The sequence below is a fragment of the Ewingella americana genome (assembly GCF_006438725.1).
Classification (GTDB): domain Bacteria; phylum Pseudomonadota; class Gammaproteobacteria; order Enterobacterales; family Enterobacteriaceae; genus Ewingella; species Ewingella americana_A.
The window spans coordinates 93,633-113,098 of sequence record NZ_RCZD01000011.1 but is presented as its reverse complement, the minus strand read 5'-3'; the positions used below and the strand labels follow the sequence as shown (position 1 = coordinate 113,098).

Below are 19,466 nucleotides of genomic sequence, written 5' to 3'. Positions count from 1 at the left end.
CCTCGGAAGTCGTGTCAGGGTACGGAGTACAGATGTGATGAATGTCAGAGTGCATGACGCCTCAGCTGTCGCGCAGCGGCTGTCCGGCCGTTTCTTTCAGGTACAGGGCGCTGATTAAGGTCAGCGAGGCGGTGAGGATCACCATATAGCTCGGGATGCTGGCGATACCCGTCAGGCCAATCAGCCAGGTCATCAGCAGCGGCGCGGAGCCGCCAAATACCACGGTAGAGAGGTTAAAACCGATGCTGTAGGCGCTGTAGCGCACGGTGGTCGGGAACATTTCCGCCAGCGTGCTTTGAATCACGCCGGCGTGACCGGCAAATGCAAAGGCCAGCAGCATCGCGGACATACAGGCCAGTGGCATCATGCCCAGCGTCAGCAGCCAGAAACAGGGCCAGGCCAGCACACCCATCGCAATGGCGGAGGCGATCAGCAGCGGTTTTCGACCCAGACGGTCAGACAGCCAGGCCATCATCGGAATAGCACCGATGATGGTCAGCAGACCACAGGCGGTCACCAACAGGCTTTGCATCTGGCTGAAGTGCATCACTTTGTTGAGATAAGTCGGCATATAGACGAACAGGATGTAGTAGCCAGGGCCATTGACCGCAGGCAGCGTGATCGCCAGACCGATGGCCTTCAGATGGCGTGGAGAGGAGAGCACCTCTTTCAGCGGATTGGGCACAATGCGCTGGCTCTCTTTCACCAGCTTAAAATGCGGCGTGTCTTCAATGCGGGTACGGATATAAAAACCGATCATCGCCATCGGGATCGCCAGCAGGAACGGAATACGCCAGGCCCAGCTACGCATGGCATCCATACCGTAATAGTTAATCAGACCGCTGATCAGCAGACTGCCGAACAGCAATGCGATAAACGACCCCATCACCAGCGGCGACATCACCGTGGCACGGCGATGATCTTCGGCATACTCCGCCACAAAAGAACCGGCACCGGAGACTTCGCCACCGGCGGAGAACCCCTGCACCAGGCGCAGCAAAATCAATAACGCCGGGGCCGCCCAGCCGATGCTGCTATAGCCGGGCAGCAGGCCAATGGCCGCCGTCGCCAGCGAGATCATCAGCAACAGCACCGCCAGTAATTTCTGCCGCCCCATCTTGTCACCCAGATAGCCGCAGATAATGCCGCCGAAAGGCCGCACCACAAAGCTGACCGTAAAGCCCACGTAGGTCAGCATCAGACCTGCGTTGGTGCCACCGATATCATTGGCCGAGAAAACCAGCGCCAGCGTACCGACCAGCAAACCGTAAATACCGTAGTCATACCATTCGACAAATGAGCCGACGCCCCCGGCAAAGGACGCACGTTTAACGGCGCTATTTTTGACAGCCGAATGGCGGTTAACCGAACGTGATGCACTCTCCTTTGCAGGCATTGCTTGGTCCATTAATGCCATAGATGATTTAGTCATTGTTCTGCCCTGCAATCATGTGAATGTCGGGCCGGTTTCTCTGGGAGACCGACCGCAATTACGTCAGATCAGCGATACTTTTGGGTCACTTCGGCGGTCATTTCAGCTTCCCGTCTTGCCACCTCTTTTACGCTGGCGAGAATCGCCTCTGCCCGCCAGAAGGGAATAATGGCGATGCCATCGTCGTCGGCGACCACGATATCGCCCGCACAACACACCACGCCGCCGATGGCGACCGGCTCGCCGATCACCCCCGGACCGTTTTTATAAGGCCCTGCAGGACTCGTGCCACGGGCGAAGGTCGGGAAATTGACTGACTCGATAATGCGGCGGTCACGCACGGCACCGTCGATCACCGCGCCGTTGGCCCCGGCATGCTGAAAGCGCTGGGTCAGTTGCTCGCCAACCAGAGCGCGGTCGATGTGGCCCAGCCCGTTAATCATCATCACGTCGCCCGGCTCAATCACCTCCAGCGCCCGGATCACTGCGGCGTTATCACCCGCGGGAACCAATACCGGCAATGCAAAACCGACAAAGTGGATACCCGGAAACAGCGGCACCAGCCCGGCGTCACACATGCCAAGGCGTTCCATGGCATCGCCGATGTTGGCAACCGGAAAGGGTTTAAACGCTTCAATCCATTCAACTGACGGGCGTTCCCAACGCGGGGCGAAACGAATATCTGCATCTTCAAGCGACATGGTGAATTCCTCTTTTATGTTATTTTTCGGACGTTGAAATCTGAGGGATAAAGTATAATTAAATATCGAATGAGAAATGTTTATCATTTTAAAAATAACGCCGTCAACAAAAAGATGATTATTTTTTCCGCGATGGGATTTTCTTCAAAGAAAACAGGGCGTTTGAAATTTCACCAGTAGCACCCCCTGTAAATAAGTCCATAAAAACCATAAAATTCAACAAGATATTAATTTTATCTTTTGCATTAATTCAAAAATGAATAAGTTTTACTTATTGTTCAGAGGGGAAGAAAAGAAACATAAAAGCAGGGAATTGAATATTTCGCCGGATTAATTATTAAAATTAATAGCGTAAGGAAGGATAATGAAAAATAATTAAATAAAAAGCTCAGCGCCCTATTATGGGGAGTGCACTGAACTATTATGGCGCATGACTAATATCAAAGAAGAATACTTCCGTTTATCAGCCATCTGCCCATACTCTTTTGCACTGTTAACGCGCCCCGCTTCACCTCCGTATCTGCCGTTGCGAAAAAAAAAGCCTCCTGCTGGTCATCTGCCGGAAGCATTCGGACCACCATAAGAGGCTTTTTTTCGCACAGAAACAGTGACAGTTATCACTGTTAGTTATGTTACATAATTGTGTTACTTGTTACGTGATCTCTATCATTTGCGCAACCGGCGTTTCATCATGCCGCTGCTGTTTCATGCAGATGCCGCCACACCACCTGACCCGTTTCTCCCAGTTCAAACACTACGGTGGAATAACGCAGCGTCGCATTCTGGCCGGGAAGTTGCTGGCGTTCCTGATAGGTCACTACCGCGCCCGTTGCGCTTTCGGCCACCAGTTGCATGTTTTCAATGCCGATCTCAAGCCCGGCTTTTGCCCCGCCTTGTGCACGGAAAAATGCGCTGAGCCCGGCGTTGTCCAGCCGGTTCCCACTGAGCCCGACCATGGAAAAGGCCGGGCTGAAGCGGGCCAGCAGTGTTTCGCATACGTCTTGCGGCGCACTGGCCTCGCCCAGCCAGCGACTGATTAACTGATGCGCATCGAGCACTTCCTGCAAATAACGGTTCATGGTTTCTCCTGGTTCAGGGTAAAGATCACGTTGCGGTTGGCTATCCGCAGGCACAGTAAAATCGGAATGACGACACTACCGGCAGCCAGCGCAAAACAGAGGCGGTAAGCCTGTTGCGAAGCAATGCCCGCCTGGCCGAGCAACAGATTGAGCAATAAGCTGAGCAGCGTGACGCCAAAACAGAAACTCAGCTGACGGTTGATGTTCCACAGCGCGCTGGCGTCCGCCAGCTGGGTATCCTTAATCTGGATAAAAGCACAACTCTGCGCCGTGCTGCTGCACAGGCTGCTGCCAAATCCCATCAGGGTAAACGCAGCAACAGAAGTGACAACGTCACCTGACGTGCTGATTTGGGTCAATAAAGCAATACCCATCCCCTGCATCACGCAACCCGTAATAAACAGCGGACGCGGCCCCCAGCGGTTAAACTGTTTGCCGGTCAGGCTGATGGCCACAAACGCAGCCAGCGCCCACGGCAGCATCAATGCCCCCACCTCACCGGCCCGCATGCCCAGTTGATTTTGCAGGTACAGCATGGCAACCAGGCTGACGCCGGTAAACAGGCCAGGGATAAACTGATAGATAAGCATCGCAATGCGCAGCAGCGGATCCTGCACCAGCCGCAGGTTCAGCAGCGGCTGCGGTTTGCGCAGTGCGCCGCGCACATACCACGCCATCAGCGCGATGCCTCCCAACAGCATCAATCCGCCGGATACCTCCTGGTGCGCTTCACCCATACGGGTCAGCCCCAGCAGGATAAGCGTCAGCGCGCCGCAAGAGGTCAGCAGACCGCTGAGATCCAGCGGCTCCGCAGGTCGGGTTGGCCTGTCCGATTTCAGCCAGTATCCGGCCAGGATCAGCGCCACTATCGCCAGCGGCAGGCTGGCAAAAAATACCCAGCGCCAGCTGACGTTGTCGACAATGATTCCACCGAGCGCAGGCGACAGCGCCGGGGCCAGTAAACCCACCAGCATGATGGCAGCGGACAATCTGGCGCGTTCATGGCTGCGGTACAACGCATAGGTCAGCGTCTGCCCAAGCGGGATCAGCAGACCACCGCCCAGCCCCTGCACTAACCGCCAACCGATCAGCTGCGTCATGGATGACGCACTGCCCGCACCGCCGCTGCCGAGCATAAAAATCAGCAACGACAGCATAAAAAGACGCTTTGAGCCGACACGTTTCGCCAGCCAGCCGCTGAGCGGGATGATCAACGTCAGCCCGAGAATATAGCCATTACTCACCCAGGCCAGCAGACTGACCGGCGTATCAAAGTATCGCGCAATATCCGGGTAGGCCACGTTGGCAATAAACATGTTGATCAGATCGATAAAAAAGCCCAGCAGGTAAACGCAGGCGACACGCGTCCGGTAGGTCATCGTTTTCTCATAAGAAATACTATCAGGCACGCAGTGTAGAGGGGGATTAAGGCGGGATAAATCCGCCTGCGGCAGTTACACTGTCAAATGTATTTTGACAATCTGCCTTATGAAAGGAAGTGAGATGCTGAATTTGCAGCGGCTGGAGATGTTTGTGGCGGTGGTGGCTGCCGGCAGTTTTACGGCCGCCGCTCAGACACTGGGGCTGACCAAAGCGGTGGTGAGTTTTAATATCAAGCAGTTGGAGGCGGAACTTGGTGTCTCGCTGCTGACCCGCACGACCCGGCGCATCGCCATGACCGATGCCGGCGAGCGTTTTTATCAGCGTTGCCTGCAACTGTTGCAGGATGCAGAAAGCGTGCTCGACGACGTGCGCCGCGACCATGCCGGGTTCAGCGGACTGCTGCGCATCACGACTACGCCGGAGTATGGCGCACGGGTGGTAGTTTCGGCACTGGCGGCTTTTACCGCGCTGCATCCGCAACTGCGCATTCAGCACGTTTCTTCGTCAAGTCATGATGACCTGATCTCAGGGCGGTTTGACGTGGCGATCCGTTTGGGCCAGCTGGCAGATTCCAGCCATCACGCGGCGCTGATCGACCACTTCGCTATTTTTCCCGTGGCGTCCGCCGCGTATTTACAGCCTTACGGCGGGCAGATGGCAGATCTTAAGCAGCTTGAACAAGCACGCTGGATTGCCCACAGCCGCCTCGCCACGCCTTTAACCTGGCAGGTAGTGACGCCCGCCGGTGAAACCGTGCTGTTTAACGCTAACTCCCCGATGCTGACGGCTGACAGCGCGGCGTCCTTACTGGCCTTTGCTCTGAGCGGTGCGGGCGTCGCCCTGCTTCCGGCGTGGCTGGTGCAGGAGGATATCGCCGCCGGTCGTCTGACCCTTCTGCTACCCGATCACCGTTTTCCTCAGCAAGGGATTTACGCGCTCTACCCCAATACCCGCCACGTCCCGGAAAAAGTGCGGGCCTTTATTGATTTTTTGCAAAGCCGGGTGAGCGGGTGAAGCCAGGCCACTACGCGATGGTTAAGTGGCCTATCAATTTTGGAAAAAAAAAGGGGGGGTAACACACATACGAAGGAAACTGATAATGAACCGCAGGCTTCCTCACTGAGCAAGAAAGCCTGAGCGCATTTTACATTCAGGGCGCGCTTTAGTCAGCCATTCAGGCGGCTTTCACTGAACGGGCCTTTTTACTGCTTGTTGCTTCTTCAGCATCTATCGGTTCTGCGGGTTCTTCTGTCTCAGCGACGGGCTGTTCAATACTTTCCGCTTCCGGCAATTTGCTGGTACGCAGAATATGCTGAACGGCATCTTTTTGTTCAGCCAGATAAAGCGCGATATTTTCAGCCACGGCGTCGTCCAGTTGAAGATCGCTCTTGAGCAGCCACTCACTGAAGGCGTCAGCCATATCGAGCATTTTATCGTAAGCATCCGCTTCTTTTTTGTTGGCAAATGTCATCTTCTCTTCACCTTTTCTGACCACAACAAATTTTGTTACAACAGCCATGATTCGCTCCTTACACTGTGATTACATACAGTATGACAGTAATGAGGGCAAGATACACCCTCTCATCGTTTAGAAGACTTTATTGGCAAGTTGTTTAGGGGAATGATGGTGGCAGGACGATTGCGTTCTAAAAAAACGACATCGTCCTGCTCCAGAGTGATGTTTCCCTTCTGGTAGCCCATGCCGAAATGCTTTTCAAATGCTTCCCAGCCCGTGGCGGTGACCTTTAAGGCCCGCGAGTCCGCCTGACGGACGACCCACTTTTTCTCAATAAACACATGCAGCATTTGCGCGCCGAGGGGGCCGGCAAGATGGTATTGCCGCTCTGTCCAGTCGAGACACCCGCGAATAGTCTCTGTCTTTCCTAAGCCCCTTTCTGCCAGTTCAATGCCTTGCTCCTCAAACCACCTGAAACCGGCTTCTGTCAGGGAGTACTGCGAGTTATCACATTTCATAATCAGATGGCGATTAAGCATCCCCTGCGTAATGGCAACGCCGGCTTGCCCGGCCAGATGATCGTAACAGCAGCGGGCAAAACGCAAATTTTTCGCCGCCGGGCTCGGGGTGGTCAGCCAGGTAGACGTCACCGGCCCCACCGACGCCAGGCTCTCAAGCAGGTGCGCAATATGGGGCCCGGCTAAGCGGAAATAACGGTAGCGGCCAGCCGATTCTACGCTCACCAGCCCGCCTTCCCGTAACTTTGCCAGGTGAAAACTCGCGGTTTGTGCCGTCACTCCTGCCGCCTCTGCCAATGCCCCGGCGGAGAAAGCTTCGCCGCCAGATAACATGATCAACATCACCGATCGGACCGGCTCGGCAATGAGATGAGCCACTACTGAAATTTGAAATTGATTCATTATTATCCAGCCTCATGGTGAGGGGCGTTAAGAGAAAAGTGCACACTTCGATTTTGGTCGAATCATGGCGAATGAGCATAAAGGTATAGTCCATTATCCTCATTACCACGCGATGCTTTGACATGAAAAACCTTTCCCCCCATCAACGGCAGGTTCTGCTCGCCACCAGCCTGAGTTACATCATCGTGATACTCGATACCAGTATCGTGAATGTGGCACTTTCGGACATTGCGCTCAGTTTGCATTCGACGATAGCCGGGCTGCAATGGATAGTGAATGCCTATACCTTGACCTTCGCGGCCCTGCTGCTCAGTGGGGGGGCGTTGGGAGACAAACTCGGGGCCAAAAATATTTATGTTGCGGGCCTGCTCTTATTTGCCGTTGCCTCGCTCATTTGTGGGCAGTCTTCAACGCTGACGGTGCTTATCGTGGCCAGAGTCTTGCAGGGGATCGGTGCCTCACTCCTTGTCCCCTCCTCGCTGTCGTTAATTAATGAAGCTTTTCCCAAAGCACATCAACGGGCTAAAGCCATTGCCGTCTGGGCTGGATGCGGGGGACTCGCTATGGCCGCAGGTCCGTTGTTGGGTGGGATCATTATTCAGCTGCTGGGTTGGCGAAGCATTTTCCTGCTGAATGTGCCGGTAGCGTTGTCAGCAATGGTATTGGCAATGCGGATCAACACGCCACCCAGGGTGCAACTGAATAGGGCGTTGGACTTAGCGGGCCAGCTGTGGGTAATTATTGCACTGAGCAGCTCGATGGCCGTGCTGATTCAGGTTCCCCAACTGGGATGGCAAGATAACGAGATACGCTTTGGCGTGTTCATCGCCTTAAGCTCATGGGCTGGTTTTATTCTGACTGAGCGAACACATCAATATCCTATGCTGCCTTTGGCCTTGTTCCGCCTTCCTCTATTTTCAGCGTCTGTCGTTGTGTCACTGATGTCTGCGCTGGTTTTTTATGGGCTATTTTTCCTGTTAAGCATGTATTTTCAGCAGATCCGCGGGTGGTCGCCCTTTGATTCAGGTATGGCTTTCCTGCCTTTAACCGTGATGGTGACAACGGGCAGTTTTATCTCCGGGAAACTGAATAAAGTCTTCGGCCCGATTAGGCTGATATCCGGGTGCTGTGTTTTATACGCCGTAGGGTTTGTCGGCCTGTTTGGCCTGAGAGACGATGTGCCCTACTGGCATATTGCGCTATTTTTTCCGGCGCTCGGCCTGGCAGCGGGCATTATTACCCCGGTAGCAACCGCTGCACTCATGAGTAAGGTGACACAGGAACAAGCAGGCGTCGGAGCTGGTGTGCTCAACGCGAGCAGACAAACAGGCTCGGCCCTTGGGGTGGCGATTTTTGGCGGTCTGCTGAGCGCATTTCAACCACCTGCCGAAGGGATTTACCTCGCCGTTCTGGTCGGTATCACGTTGTCATTGCTTGCGGGCGTGTTTTGGGCCGCAATACTTATCGGCTCGAGGACGAGCAGCAGACCCTGACAGTCAGGGGAGTCTTGCTGCCTGACGTCTCAGCCGTCTTACTTTGGCTCAGTTTTCTTTTCTTACGCTCAACAGACTTAATGCCATATACCTGAAGTTCCCTCAGAAAAGTTTGAGAGCTAATGGAACGGAAGCGTACGTTAAGAGAGATTATTATTTTTAAAGGATGTCTAATTACCCTTTATGACAAAGGATCTTATGAGGATACTTTGTCATAAATCGATAAGATAATCTGGAGAGACTTATGCTTAAAACCCAAACCGTGGGCTGTATTCAGGAGCATAGCCTTTTGATTTTAACATGTGATAGAAAGTAATTAATTGATGCTTTGACGTGGCTAAAAAAACCTCGCCTGTAGGAAGAAAAAATATGGGCTTATCTTTTTCGTCAAAACCAGGACTAAATGGATTACCCGTTTCATCGTTATGCCAAATTAGCTTACCCCCGTGTATCCCAGTCTTTTTATTTCAACATTCAGTGTATTTACTATAACCTCTCCAAAGAAATGAATATTCCCCTTATTAACATTTTCTGTTCCTCCACAAGGGCTGCGGGGGGTTAATAAATCAATGAGTGATGGTGTAATATACTCTAACATGATGGAAAATCCTTCCTGGTCTTTATTAATTAATATAGAGGATTGAAATTCTAACCGATGAAAAGACACGGTAATAACATACAGGAATATGTTTCATATGTCGGGATCTATTATACTATGGCTTATATATAATAGACATGTCCAGCTGCCTCATATTTTAAGAAAGCTGAGTTGCCCGCAATATCCGCAGATATCTAAATTTCATTAAGACACTTATTGAAATAAGGGCATGAGTCATACCATCGAAAGAAATGACCTTGTCACCCTAAAATACAGCGATTTTCTATGCCAATGTTTGTTTGCTGGAGACATTGCACGCTCGACGCCATTAGCCGCTATGCTCTGCATAAATTCGGGGATTTATCGCTTTTTTGCAACACAAAGCAGCACGTTGAGGCTCAGCCACTACGCTGACCTTCATACCCTTCTTATGTGGAAAGATTTCCTGTCTGCAAACGGAAAAAATTGGAAGGAAAAATACCTGTTTAAGAGGATAATAGCGGCATCTTTTTGACGATGGACATCACGAGGCCCACTTATGGACAACCAATCCGCCGCACCTGTTAGCGCCGAAGACTTTTACGCTGATAAATACGGCCTGACACGCACCCATTCAGAAGTGATCCACGCAGCCACGTTAGTTCCTGTCGGGCAAGTACTGGATTTAGGCTGTGGCAGCGGACGAAACTCGCTGTACCTGAACCTCAAGGGTTCGACAGTCACCGCCTGGGATCACAACCCGCAGAGTATCGGTAAACTCAACGACATAATCCGGGCCGAATCCTTGCAAAATATCACCGCCAGCGAAGTCGATCTCAATACCCATCGCTTTAGCGGAAATTATGACTTTATTCTCTCCACCGTGGTGATGATGTTTTTGCAGCGCGACAGCATCCCCAACATCATTGCTGATATGCATTCCAGCACCCGCGTCGGGGGCTACAACCTGATTGTCGCTGCGATGGACAGCCCGGATTACCCTTGCCCTATCCCCTTCCCGTTCAGCTTCCAGCCCGGTGAACTGCGCAACGATTATGCTGACTGGAAAATAGTGAAATACAACGAAGACGTCGGTGAACTGCATAAACGTGACGAAAACGGCAACCGCTACAAAATGCGCTTCGCGACCTTGCTGGCACAGAAAATAGCCTGACCGCGATGGCCACCCCCAGCCGTAAGAAGGACCAGGTCCGCTATTACCGCCCGGATGACATTCCGGGTATGGTGCTGGGTGAAGCGCATTTCACTGATTTCAGCTTCGAGCCGCATTTCCATCTGGATTACCACATCGGCCTGATCGCCGAAGGCGCACAACGCCAGCGGTTTGCCGGTCAGAACGGCGTGCTAGCCGCGGGGCGTATTTCGATTATGCCGCCTGGCGAAGTCCATACCGGGACGCCCGAAAACAGTAACGCCTATTCCCTGCGCACCTTTCGCGTCGCACCGGCGCTGCTCGACAGTCTGGCTGAAGAGTTTTCAGGACATAGGCAGACGCTGGCACTGCGGCCGGAAATTATTGAGTCGCCTCACCTGAGCCAGCACCTGACTGCGCTGCATCAACAGATGACGTTAAATACTGGCGCTGCGGGTCACTCATTCGATGAGCAATATCTGGCCACGCTGGAGCCGCTGTTTGTGGCGTTAAACGTGGCAAAGCAGGCAGAAGAGATTAGCGGGCTATCCACCGCTCATTGGGGCCGGATTGAAGAGTATTGTTACGCACATCTCGCTGAGAAAATCTCCCTCAGCGAGATGGCGGGGTTATGCGGGTTAAACCGTTTTCAGTTCCTGCGCCATTTCAGCCAGCGCACCGGCATGACGCCCTATGCGTGGCTGAAACGTTTACGGCTGGAAGTGGCCTGCGGCTGGCTGAATAAGCCCGGCCGCAGTATCGCAGAGGTGGCGACGTCCGTCGGCTTTTATGATCAAAGCCATTTCAACCGCGCCTTCCGGCAGGCCTTTGGTGTTGCGCCTTCGGCCTACTAATTCAACAGGTTATAAAGTGAATCACGTAATCTTAAAATCTCAGGATTACAGAATCCTTACCAGCCTTTCACCGCATCACCGTGATAGATTTTATCGGCCGCAGCGGCGACTTCATCTGTCTGATAGGCCTTAACCAGGTCCTTCACTTTCTGGCTATCTTTATTATCTTCACGCGCCACGATGACATTCACGTACGGTGAATTCTTGTCTTCGACAAACAGCCCATTTTTGCCCGGCGTCAGGCCAACCTGACTTGAATAGTTGGTATTGATGATTGCCAGATCGATTTTGTCGTCATCGATGGCGCGGGTCAGCTGCGGTGCTTCAATTTCAACAATTTTCAGGTGCTTCGGATTTTCCACAATATCCAGCGACGTCGGCAGCAAGCCCACGTTGGCTTTTAGTGTGATCAGCCCCTGTTTCTGCAACAGCAGCAATGACCGCCCAAGGTTAGTCGGGTCATTTGGCACTGCCACCTGCGCGTTATCTTTCAGTTCGGAAACGGATTTAATTTTGCGCGAGTATCCGGCAATCGGATACACAAAGGTATTGCCTACTGCGGCCAATTTATAACCGCGCTCTTTGATCTGTTTTTCCAGATAAGGCACGTGCTGGAAGGAGTTGGCATCAATATCACCGCTGCTCAGCGCCGAGTTCGGCAGGACATAATCGGTAAAAGTCACCACTTCAACATCCAGATTGTATTTATCTTTAGCCACTTTTTTCACCGCGTCCCATAACGGCTGGTCGATGCCTGCACTGATGCCGACTTTGATGTGATTATCTTCTTTCTTCGGCCCACAACCGCTGAGGATCAGTGCGGTAGCCAGAGAAGCTGAAAGCAGGGAGAGTTTTACCGCGAGTTTCACAGAGGTGCGCATTGAGAATGTCTTTCCTTTAGCTGTATGAAATGAATCAAAAATGAAGCCTGCCCCAAACACGGAGCTTATTGGTGTCGTAAGCCTATGACGTGAGTTTTTCAAACAGCACCCCCGCTGGCAAATAAGAAAATGACATAACCTATGCATTAAAAGTGCGGGACTTTTGCCGCGATATCAGCGTGCACTGTCAGGGCTGCGGATACGTTATTTCAATAAGGGGGGTTTTACTCGGGCAACCGTTGGCGGCAGACGCTCAACAGCAATTGTCGGAGCCAGCGATGAGCAGGGTCTGCCTCGGAACGTGGGTGCCACATCTGCGATATCGTGATTTCGCGGGTTTTGACAGGAAGTTCAAAAGCATAGAGCGCCGCCATGGCCTGTTTATCGTAAGTCACCGACTGAAAAATAAGGAAAGAAGCGGGAACCAGGGCAACCAGATCAGAGGCCTGAGCCACCGCCAGCGCAGCCGAAAAGCCCGGCACAACGGCTGCAATGTTGCGTTCCAGACCCAATTCAGCCAGCGCCTGATCTACCGGCCCGCTGAAACGTTCACGGCGTGAAACAACCACATGCCCGAAAGAGGCATACTGAGCGGCGGTCATCATCGTAACCTGCTCAAGCGGATGACCCTTTCTGACCACCGCAACGAAGCGGTCCCGGAACAGCGCCTGCAGACGTATTTCCGGCCCCATGGCGTTCTCCCCCAGCACACCAATCTCGAGATCCACCTGGCCTTCGCGTAATTGTCTGGCACTTTTTTCTGGCTTAGGCGCAAAACGTAAGCATACCAAAGGTGCTACGGCCGCCGCCGCCGCAATCAGCGAAGCACCAAAAGCCACCACAAAACCATCATTGGATCGAAGGGTAAAGGTGCGTTCTAGCGTGGAGAGATTAAGCACTGACGCCGAGGGACTCAGCACAGCTCGCGCCTCAAAGGCCGCACTTTGCGTACGTGTACGAATGTCCTCAGCATGTGGCGTCAACACCATGTGTCGTCCCGCCCGCACCAGCAATGGGTCGCCGGTGGTGGCACGAAGGCGGCTAAGTGTGCGGCTCATTGCCGATGCACTTAATCCCAAACGACGCGCAGCACCCGCTACACTTCCTTCAGCAAGAAGTACATCGAGCGCGATGAGTAAGTTCAAGTCAGGTTCATTCATAGCGCATAGTAACTCAGATAAGGCGTTTCATGCAGGTTATAAGTGCAAAGGCTGCGCCTTCCGCCTTATGTCACGCGTGGATATAGTTCCTGCACTCACCAACCCAAAAGGGATTATCGGTATATGGAATTATTCTCTAACAAACCTGGCGACGAAGGCCTGCCAGGCCGCGAACGTGGTTTCGCCATGGCAGCCGTCATGACGATGACCACCATGGCGGTCTTTGACGGTTCAATGGTCAACATCGCATTGCCGCAAATAGCGCATGCACTGGACGTCTCCGCAGGATCGGCCGTCTGGGTATCGAACGGCTATTTGTTGTCTGCCGCCATGACGCTGGCGATCTTTGCCGCGCTGGCCAACCGCATCGGCTTTCGGGCGCTGTTTACCCTCGGTCTTAGCGTGTTCACGCTGGCATCAGTGGGGTGCGCGTTAGCATCGACGCTGGATATGTTGATTGTCATGCGGGTACTACAGGGTATTGGCGGTGCGGCCACGCTGAGTATTGGGCCGGCGATCCTGAGATCGATTTTTCCCAACCGTTTGCTGGGGCGAATACTCGGTCTGAATGCCTTAATGATTGCCATCAGCACGGCCATCGCGCCCGTACTTGGCGGCACTATATTGTCGGCCATGAGCTGGCAGTGGTTGTTCGCCATCAATATCCCGCTCGGCATTGTTGCGGTGATCCTCACCCTGCGGGTGATTCCCGGTAAACCGGCCTCAACGCGTGAATCTTTTGATTTCGCGGGAGCTATCTTGTCAGCAGGGGCGCTAGGGTCGCTGGTCATGGCGGCGGACACCTTTTCACATCCGGGTAATGGCGATCTCACGGCCGCAATAGCTTACGGGTTAACCGCGATCCTTGCTGGCGCAGCGTTTGTCTGGCGTCAGCGACGCGCACCAAAGCCACTTCTGCCACTGAGCATGTTTGCTTCCTCGCGGTTTTCGCTGGCGGCGCTCACCTCACTGGCCTCTTTTGTCAGTCAGGGCATGACCTTCATTGCATTACCGTTTCTGTTCCAGAGTGTTTATGGTTACAGCGCATTTGTGTCGGCGCTGCTTTTTACCCCCTGGCCAATAGGCATTATGCTGGCGGCACCTTATGCCGGACGGCTCGCCGACCGCTATCCTGCAGCCATTATTTCTACTGCAGGACTCTGTCTGTTTGCGATTGGATTAGTGCTGCTGGCGCAACTTCCCGATCACGCACAGGCATGGGACATCGGCCTCAGAAGTTGGGTATGCGGTATCGGGTTTGGTTGTTTTCAAAGCCCTAACAACCGCGAAATGCTGTCGAATGCCTCCCGTGAGAACAGCGGTTATGCATCAGGTGTTCTGGCGATAATGCGCACTTTCGGCCAGTGTCTGGGCGCGGCCTTTGTCGGGGTTATTCTGTCGATGTATGTACAGCCCGCCAGCGATCCCCTGAAAAATGCACTACAGGAAGCACAGGCGGTTCAGTTGAGTTTGTGGGTCGCCGTCGCCGCCACGCTGCTGGCTGTCGTCATCAGCGTTAGCCGCCTGCGCAAGGCGGGCAGCCAGGAACAAAAAGCGCTATAAATCAGTGCACATTACGCGATTTCATAACTGATTTTCACCCGATCTTTGACTTTGATTTTGCGTAGTTCCAGGCCCTGCAGTGCACCTGTGCTACCCGCATGGGTGCCACCGCAGGCGAAGGGCAGATAACCGCCAATCGTCACCGTGCGGATCGCCTCATTTTGCGGAATAGCCCCGGCCAGCTCAGGGCGCAGACCGGCAATCTCGTCAAAACTGAGAGTGCCGGTCGTGACCGGTAAATCGGCATCGATGGCCTGCTGCACTTTTTCCTTCACCTGCTCCAGCAACTGTTCGGCGGATAACGTGCTGTTACCGCTGAATTCCACATACGAGCCCGGCAGAAAATGGTGACCTTTGGCGGGTATCAGTGAAGGCATCAGGGTTTCAACCACGTGCGAGATCAGGTGGCCTGCCGTATGGGCGATGGACGCCCGCTGGCGAAATGCCGCGTCAATGTCCAGTTGTACTTCTGCACCCTCTTCCAGCGCGATCAGGGCATCCGCCAGATAATGTCGAGCCTCACCCGCATTCATCAATACCTGTTTAATGGCAAACGGCTGGTCGTTGTATGTCACGCTGCCCACATCCGACATCTGCCCGCCGCCCTGCGGATAAAACACCGTTTCTCCGGTGACAAAATAGTGCCCTTTCTCATCGGTGCCAGTATGCAAAATCGTGGCGGTACAGGTCGTCAGCTCAGGCTGGCTGCGGCTTAATAACAACGTCATGCGATATTCCTCAGGTGTTTTGTCATGATGATGGGCAAGTATGCGCATGTCCGCCGGGGGCTGGATTGTAAAAAATTGCGCGGCGGGAGGAATTATTTGGCGCGCTGCAAATGGTAGTCCACGTGGTACTCGTTGGCGTTGCGGATCATCACCGAGTAATTCAGGTAATCACCGGTATCACTGTAAGAAAGTGAAGTGAGGCGCAGCAGCGGCGTGCCTTCCGGCACATGCAGCAAGGCGGCCACCGTGCTGTCGGCCAGGATCGGACTGAAACTTTCGTAATTCCCGGCAATGCAAATATGGCACTCATCTTCTATATACGTGAATTTAGAGCCTTCAAGATGGGCCACCGACAGGTTGCCAAACAACCGGCAAGGCATATAGCTGTCCTCCAGCACCAGCGGTTTTCCTTCCACTGAGCGCACCCGGCGGGAGTAGTAGATACGTTCGTCGGTCTTGATACGCAGCTGGCTGGCAATCGCCGGGGGTGCGCCCATCAGCTGGAACTCCAGTACTTCACTGACCGTCGGCCGCCCCAGCTGTTTCATTAATTCAGAAAACCCCATCAGCCCGCGTGTTTCATGCTGTACATCTTTTTGAGCCACATAGGTTCCGCTGCCGTGACGGCGGCGCACCAGCCCCCATTCCACCAGCAGATCCACCGCCTTGCGCAGGGTCATACGCGATACGCCAAATTCCGCGGCCAGTGTTTTCTCACTTGGCAATGCGTCTCCCACGCCGTAATCGGCAGAATTAATGCGAATTCGTAAGCGTTCGGCAAGGATTTTGTAGATCACTGGCAGACCTCTTTTTAGGGGGAGAAAGTACCGGGACAACCCGTTTGAACGTAATCAGGGGGCTGAAAAACTTCAGTTTTATGCTGAATTTTTACGGCCAAAATGCTCTGACTTCTTTCAGTGTATACAAATCACGCCAAATGTAGATCACTTGCCCTGCATAAAAAGCATGAATGCGATCACGAATTGATAAATCCCTCTGCGAACTTATTTTCTATTGTTCCTACTCTCTGATCAGAAATAAAACAACAGATGCCAACAAATAGACCATTAAAAGAACTCTGACCCGGAAGTAATATGAGGATAATTTATGCTCAGTCAAATTCAACGTTTTGGCGGTGCGATGTTTACGCCCGTGCTGCTGTTTCCGTTTGCAGGCATGGTGGTGGGGATCGCCATCATGCTGCAAAACCCGATGTTTGTCGGTGAGTCACTCACCCATCCTGACAGCTTATTTGCTCAAATTGTTCATATTATTGAAGAAGGTGGATGGACGGTCTTTCGTAATATGCCGCTGATTTTCGCCGTCGGCCTGCCCATTGGCCTGGCGAAACATGCTCAGGGGCGTGCCTGTCTGGCCGCGCTGGTCAGTTTTATGACCTGGAATTATTTAATTAATGCCATGGGAATGACCTGGGGCGATTATTTCGGCGTTAATTTTAATGCGGAACCCGGAGGGCAAAGTGGTCTGGCAATGATTGCCGGAATTAAAACCCTTGATACCAGTATTATCGGCGCGATTATTATTTCCGGTGTCGTTACCTCAATTCACAATCATTTATTTGATAAACAGCTGCCGGTATTTTTGGGTATTTTCCAGGGCAGCTCATTTGTGGTGATTGTGGCTTTCCTGCTGATGATCCCCCTCGCCTGGGTAACGCTGCTGGTCTGGCCCAAAGTGCAGATGGGCATCCTGTCGATGCAACACTTCATGCTGGTTTCCGGCGCGCTTGGCGTGTGGGTTTACACCTTCCTTGAACGCATCCTGATCCCAACCGGCCTGCACCACTTCGTCTACGGCCCGTTTATTTTCGGCCCCGCCGCGGTAGAAGGCGGCATTCAGGTCTACTGGGCTGAACATCTGCAAGCCTTCAGCCAGAGTACCGAACCGCTGAAATCCTTATTCCCGCAGGGCGGATTCGCGCTGCACGGCAATTCAAAAGTCTTCGGTTCAGTCGGTATCGCACTGGCGATTTACGCCACGGCGGCACCGGAAAACCGGGTCAAGGTGGCAGGACTGCTGATCCCGGCGACCCTCACCGCCATGTTGGTGGGCATCACCGAACCGCTGGAGTTCACTTTCCTGTTTATTTCACCGCTGCTGTTCGCGGTCCACGCCCTGCTCTCCGCCACCATGGCAACCCTGATGTATATGGCGGGCGTGGTCGGCAATATGGGTGGCGGCTTGCTCGACCAGTTCCTGCCGCAGAACTGGATCCCGATGTACCACAACCATGCCTCGATGATGTTCAAGCAGATTGGCATCGGTCTGGTGTTTACCGGCGTGTGGTTCCTGGTATTCCGCACCCTGATCTTGCGTCTTAACCTGAAAACGCCAGGGCGTGAAGAGAGCGAAATCAAGCTCTACAACAAAGCGGATTATCTGGCGCGTAAAAACAGTACCGTCACCGATACAGCACAAAGCCCGGCAGCCGGGATCCTCAGCGCGCTGGGCGGCGCGGCCAATATCCAGAATCTCAGCAACTGCGCCACCCGCCTGCGTATCACCCTTGGCGATATGGCACTGACGCAAAGTGACGAAATCTTCAAAGCCCTCGGCGCACACGGCGTCGTGCGGCGCGGCAACGGCATCCAGATCATTGTCGGCCTGCACGTACCCCAGGTACGGGACAAGATTGAAGCCCTGATGAAAGAAACGCAGGTTACACCATCCAAAACCGGGGGACCTACCCCGACAGAATCATCCCTTACGGAGGCAGTATGATGAAGAAATTTTCAGTAGTCGTGGCAGGCGGTGGCAGTACGTTTACACCGGGTATTGTATTGATGTTGCTGGCTAATCAGCAGAGATTCCCCCTGCGGGCCATCAAGTTTTATGACAACGACGGCGCGCGGCAGGAGATCGTGGCCGAGGCGTGCAAAGTGATCCTCAAAGAGCAGGCGCCGGAGATTGAATTCAGCTACACCACCGACCCAAAAGTGGCCTTTACCGATGTCGATTTCGTCATGGCACATATCCGCGTCGGCAAATATCCGATGCGCGAAAAAGATGAAAAAATCCCACTGCGCCACGGTGTGGTTGGCCAGGAAACCTGCGGCCCTGGAGGGATTGCATACGGAATGCGTTCGATTGGCGGCGTGCTGGAAATTGTCGATTACATGGAAAAATATTCGCCGAATGCCTGGATGCTCAACTACTCGAATCCGGCGGCGATTGTGGCTGAAGCCACCCGCCGTTTACGCCCGCACTCAAAAATCCTCAACATCTGCGATATGCCGATTGGCATTGAAGGCCGCATGGCGCAGATAGCAGGGCTTAAATCCCGCAAAGAGATGCGCGTGCGCTACTACGGGCTCAATCACTTTGGCTGGTGGACGTCGATTGAGGATTTACAGGGCAACGATTTGATGCCAAAAATCCGCGAACACGTGGCTAAACACGGTTATGTGCCGCCAACGGACGAACCGGGCGTCGAGGCCAGTTGGAACGACACTTTTGCCAAAGCTAAGGACGTCTGGGCGCTGGACCCGTCGACGTTCCCGAACACTTACCTGAAATATTACCTCTACCCGGACTACGTGGTGGCGCACGCTAACCCCGAGCACACCCGCGCCAACGAAGTGATGGAGCACCGCGAGAAGCACGTTTTCAGCTCCTGCGCCGCCATTACGCAGGCCGGTAAATCTTCGGCGGGTGAACTGGAAATTGATGAACATGCGTCATATATCGTCGATCTCGCCACGGCGATTGCCTTCAACACGCAGGAAAGAATGCTGCTGATTGTGCCGAATCAGGGGGCTATCAATAATTTCGACCCGGAAGCGATGGTAGAAATTCCGTGTCTGGTCGGCAGCAAGGGGCCGGAGCCGCTGACCGTCGGCAAGATCCCGCTGTTCCAGCATGGGCTGATGAGCCAGCAGGTGGCGGTGGAGAAACTGGTGGTGGAGGCGTGGGTTGAGAAGTCTTACCTGAAACTGTGGCAGGCCATCACGCTGTCGAAAACCGTGCCGAGCGCGTCGGTCGCCAAAGCCATTCTTGATGACCTGGTTGAAGCCAATAAGGACTACTGGCCGGAACTGAAATAACGCCCACAAAAAACGGCGCACC

The 19,466-nt window shown here is 53.5% G+C and carries 19 protein-coding genes; 8 read left to right on the top strand and 11 right to left on the bottom strand.

What is annotated here, in order from left to right; translation table 11 throughout:
* Positions 1 to 61 precede the first annotated feature (61 nt).
* The 4 genes from EAH77_RS18925 to EAH77_RS18910 all read right to left on the bottom strand — a co-directional run bounded on the left by EAH77_RS18925 (position 62) and on the right by EAH77_RS18910 (position 4,591).
* A complete protein-coding gene (locus EAH77_RS18925) occupies positions 62 to 1,432 on the bottom strand; it encodes an MFS transporter (protein WP_140474375.1) in 1,371 nt (456 codons plus the stop codon).
* Between the two features lie 68 nt (positions 1,433 to 1,500).
* On the bottom strand, positions 1,501 to 2,133 hold the full coding sequence (locus EAH77_RS18920; protein ID WP_140474374.1) for an RraA family protein: 633 nt from the start codon (positions 2,131 to 2,133) through the stop codon (positions 1,501 to 1,503).
* A 689-nt stretch (positions 2,134 to 2,822) separates the two neighbouring features.
* A complete protein-coding gene (locus EAH77_RS18915; RefSeq protein WP_140474373.1) occupies positions 2,823 to 3,212 on the bottom strand; it encodes a DUF4440 domain-containing protein in 390 nt (129 codons plus the stop codon).
* A complete protein-coding gene (locus EAH77_RS18910) occupies positions 3,209 to 4,591 on the bottom strand; it encodes an MFS transporter (protein WP_140474372.1) in 1,383 nt (460 codons plus the stop codon). Before EAH77_RS18910 ends, EAH77_RS18915 begins: the two co-directional genes overlap by 4 nt.
* Positions 4,592 to 4,715: 124 nt before the next feature.
* Between EAH77_RS18910 and EAH77_RS18905 the strand changes: the two genes are divergently transcribed.
* A complete protein-coding gene (locus EAH77_RS18905) occupies positions 4,716 to 5,609 on the top strand; it encodes a LysR family transcriptional regulator (RefSeq protein ID WP_140474371.1) in 894 nt (297 codons plus the stop codon).
* 160 nt (positions 5,610 to 5,769) lie between these two features.
* On the opposite strand, the gene EAH77_RS18900 is transcribed toward EAH77_RS18905, so the two are convergent.
* Positions 5,770 to 6,114 (bottom strand): YebG family protein, encoded by a 345-nt coding sequence (locus tag EAH77_RS18900; RefSeq protein ID WP_140474370.1) that lies wholly within the window; start codon positions 6,112 to 6,114, stop codon positions 5,770 to 5,772.
* A gap of 62 nt (positions 6,115 to 6,176) precedes the next feature.
* Positions 6,177 to 6,971 (bottom strand): ArsR/SmtB family transcription factor, encoded by a 795-nt coding sequence (locus EAH77_RS18895; RefSeq protein ID WP_140474369.1) that lies wholly within the window; start codon positions 6,969 to 6,971, stop codon positions 6,177 to 6,179.
* A 122-nt stretch (positions 6,972 to 7,093) separates the two neighbouring features.
* Between EAH77_RS18895 and EAH77_RS18890 the strand changes: the two genes are divergently transcribed.
* Positions 7,094 to 8,464: an MFS transporter gene (locus tag EAH77_RS18890; protein ID WP_140474368.1), complete on the top strand. Its 1,371-nt coding sequence runs from the start codon at positions 7,094 to 7,096 to the stop codon at positions 8,462 to 8,464.
* A 433-nt stretch (positions 8,465 to 8,897) separates the two neighbouring features.
* Here the strand turns inward: EAH77_RS18890 and EAH77_RS25575 are convergent, their stop codons facing one another.
* Positions 8,898 to 9,062, bottom strand: coding sequence for a hypothetical protein (locus EAH77_RS25575; protein WP_241673493.1), 165 nt, complete (start codon positions 9,060 to 9,062; stop codon positions 8,898 to 8,900).
* Between the two features lie 229 nt (positions 9,063 to 9,291).
* Between EAH77_RS25575 and EAH77_RS18880 the strand changes: the two genes are divergently transcribed.
* Genes EAH77_RS18880 through EAH77_RS18870 form a run of 3 tightly spaced genes read left to right on the top strand, consistent with a single transcriptional unit; the run spans position 9,292 to position 11,048 of the window.
* Positions 9,292 to 9,576 (top strand): hypothetical protein, encoded by a 285-nt coding sequence (locus EAH77_RS18880; protein WP_140474367.1) that lies wholly within the window; start codon positions 9,292 to 9,294, stop codon positions 9,574 to 9,576.
* Positions 9,577 to 9,600: 24 nt separating this feature from the next.
* Entirely contained in the window at positions 9,601 to 10,215 is a 615-nt protein-coding gene (tehB, locus tag EAH77_RS18875) for a tellurite resistance methyltransferase TehB (RefSeq protein ID WP_140474366.1), read from the top strand.
* Positions 10,216 to 10,220: 5 nt separating this feature from the next.
* The gene (locus tag EAH77_RS18870; RefSeq protein WP_206664895.1) at positions 10,221 to 11,048 is read left to right on the top strand and encodes a helix-turn-helix transcriptional regulator; all 828 of its coding nucleotides are present in this window, start codon (positions 10,221 to 10,223) and stop codon (positions 11,046 to 11,048) included.
* Between the two features lie 56 nt (positions 11,049 to 11,104).
* Here EAH77_RS18870 and metQ read toward each other — a convergent pair whose 3' ends face one another.
* Both metQ and EAH77_RS18860 read right to left on the bottom strand, forming a co-directional pair.
* Positions 11,105 to 11,929: a methionine ABC transporter substrate-binding lipoprotein MetQ gene (metQ, locus tag EAH77_RS18865; RefSeq protein WP_140474365.1), complete on the bottom strand. Its 825-nt coding sequence runs from the start codon at positions 11,927 to 11,929 to the stop codon at positions 11,105 to 11,107.
* 224 nt (positions 11,930 to 12,153) lie between these two features.
* On the bottom strand, positions 12,154 to 13,089 hold the full coding sequence (locus EAH77_RS18860; protein ID WP_140474364.1) for a LysR family transcriptional regulator: 936 nt from the start codon (positions 13,087 to 13,089) through the stop codon (positions 12,154 to 12,156).
* A 123-nt stretch (positions 13,090 to 13,212) separates the two neighbouring features.
* Between EAH77_RS18860 and EAH77_RS18855 the strand changes: the two genes are divergently transcribed.
* Complete coding sequence (locus EAH77_RS18855) at positions 13,213 to 14,652, top strand: MFS transporter (RefSeq protein ID WP_140474363.1); 1,440 nt, start codon at positions 13,213 to 13,215, stop codon at positions 14,650 to 14,652.
* Positions 14,653 to 14,663: 11 nt separating this feature from the next.
* Here the strand turns inward: EAH77_RS18855 and EAH77_RS18850 are convergent, their stop codons facing one another.
* Positions 14,664 to 15,380 carry an alanine--tRNA ligase-related protein gene (locus EAH77_RS18850; protein ID WP_161985829.1) on the bottom strand — a complete coding sequence of 239 codons (717 nt, stop codon included), beginning with the start codon at positions 15,378 to 15,380 and terminating at the stop codon, positions 14,664 to 14,666.
* Positions 15,381 to 15,472: 92 nt separating this feature from the next.
* A complete protein-coding gene (locus EAH77_RS18845; RefSeq protein WP_140474361.1) occupies positions 15,473 to 16,177 on the bottom strand; it encodes a GntR family transcriptional regulator in 705 nt (234 codons plus the stop codon).
* A 310-nt stretch (positions 16,178 to 16,487) separates the two neighbouring features.
* On the opposite strand from EAH77_RS18845, the gene EAH77_RS18840 reads away from it, so the two are divergent.
* Together EAH77_RS18840 and EAH77_RS18835 are read left to right on the top strand one after the other, a co-directional pair.
* A complete protein-coding gene (locus EAH77_RS18840; RefSeq protein ID WP_140474360.1) occupies positions 16,488 to 18,122 on the top strand; it encodes an alpha-glucoside-specific PTS transporter subunit IIBC in 1,635 nt (544 codons plus the stop codon).
* On the top strand, positions 18,122 to 19,444 hold the full coding sequence (locus EAH77_RS18835) for a 6-phospho-alpha-glucosidase (RefSeq protein ID WP_140474452.1): 1,323 nt from the start codon (positions 18,122 to 18,124) through the stop codon (positions 19,442 to 19,444). The genes EAH77_RS18840 and EAH77_RS18835 overlap by 1 nt, the downstream gene beginning before the upstream one ends.
* The last annotated feature ends 22 nt before the right edge of the window (positions 19,445 to 19,466 follow it).

Bases quoted from the DNA above. Each gene is read 5' to 3' on its own strand.
- EAH77_RS18910 (WP_140474372.1), bottom strand. From the start codon at position 4,591: ATGACCTACCGGACGCGTGTCGCCTGCGTTTACCTGCTGGGCTTTTTT.
- EAH77_RS18890 (WP_140474368.1), top strand. From the start codon at position 7,094: ATGAAAAACCTTTCCCCCCATCAACGGCAGGTTCTGCTCGCCACCAGC.
- EAH77_RS18840 (WP_140474360.1), top strand. From the start codon at position 16,488: ATGCTCAGTCAAATTCAACGTTTTGGCGGTGCGATGTTTACGCCCGTG.
- EAH77_RS18855 (WP_140474363.1), top strand. From the start codon at position 13,213: ATGGAATTATTCTCTAACAAACCTGGCGACGAAGGCCTGCCAGGCCGC.
- EAH77_RS18915 (WP_140474373.1), bottom strand. From the start codon at position 3,212: ATGAACCGTTATTTGCAGGAAGTGCTCGATGCGCATCAGTTAATCAGT.
- EAH77_RS18860 (WP_140474364.1), bottom strand. From the start codon at position 13,089: ATGAATGAACCTGACTTGAACTTACTCATCGCGCTCGATGTACTTCTT.
- EAH77_RS18895 (WP_140474369.1), bottom strand. From the start codon at position 6,971: ATGAATCAATTTCAAATTTCAGTAGTGGCTCATCTCATTGCCGAGCCG.
- EAH77_RS18900 (WP_140474370.1), bottom strand. From the start codon at position 6,114: ATGGCTGTTGTAACAAAATTTGTTGTGGTCAGAAAAGGTGAAGAGAAG.
- EAH77_RS18925 (WP_140474375.1), bottom strand. From the start codon at position 1,432: ATGACTAAATCATCTATGGCATTAATGGACCAAGCAATGCCTGCAAAG.
- EAH77_RS18920 (WP_140474374.1), bottom strand. From the start codon at position 2,133: ATGTCGCTTGAAGATGCAGATATTCGTTTCGCCCCGCGTTGGGAACGC.
- EAH77_RS18905 (WP_140474371.1), top strand. From the start codon at position 4,716: ATGCTGAATTTGCAGCGGCTGGAGATGTTTGTGGCGGTGGTGGCTGCC.
- tehB (WP_140474366.1), top strand. From the start codon at position 9,601: ATGGACAACCAATCCGCCGCACCTGTTAGCGCCGAAGACTTTTACGCT.
- EAH77_RS18870 (WP_206664895.1), top strand. From the start codon at position 10,221: ATGGCCACCCCCAGCCGTAAGAAGGACCAGGTCCGCTATTACCGCCCG.
- EAH77_RS18880 (WP_140474367.1), top strand. From the start codon at position 9,292: ATGAGTCATACCATCGAAAGAAATGACCTTGTCACCCTAAAATACAGC.
- EAH77_RS25575 (WP_241673493.1), bottom strand. From the start codon at position 9,062: ATGTTAGAGTATATTACACCATCACTCATTGATTTATTAACCCCCCGC.
- EAH77_RS18850 (WP_161985829.1), bottom strand. From the start codon at position 15,380: ATGACGTTGTTATTAAGCCGCAGCCAGCCTGAGCTGACGACCTGTACC.
- EAH77_RS18835 (WP_140474452.1), top strand. From the start codon at position 18,122: ATGAAGAAATTTTCAGTAGTCGTGGCAGGCGGTGGCAGTACGTTTACA.
- metQ (WP_140474365.1), bottom strand. From the start codon at position 11,929: ATGCGCACCTCTGTGAAACTCGCGGTAAAACTCTCCCTGCTTTCAGCT.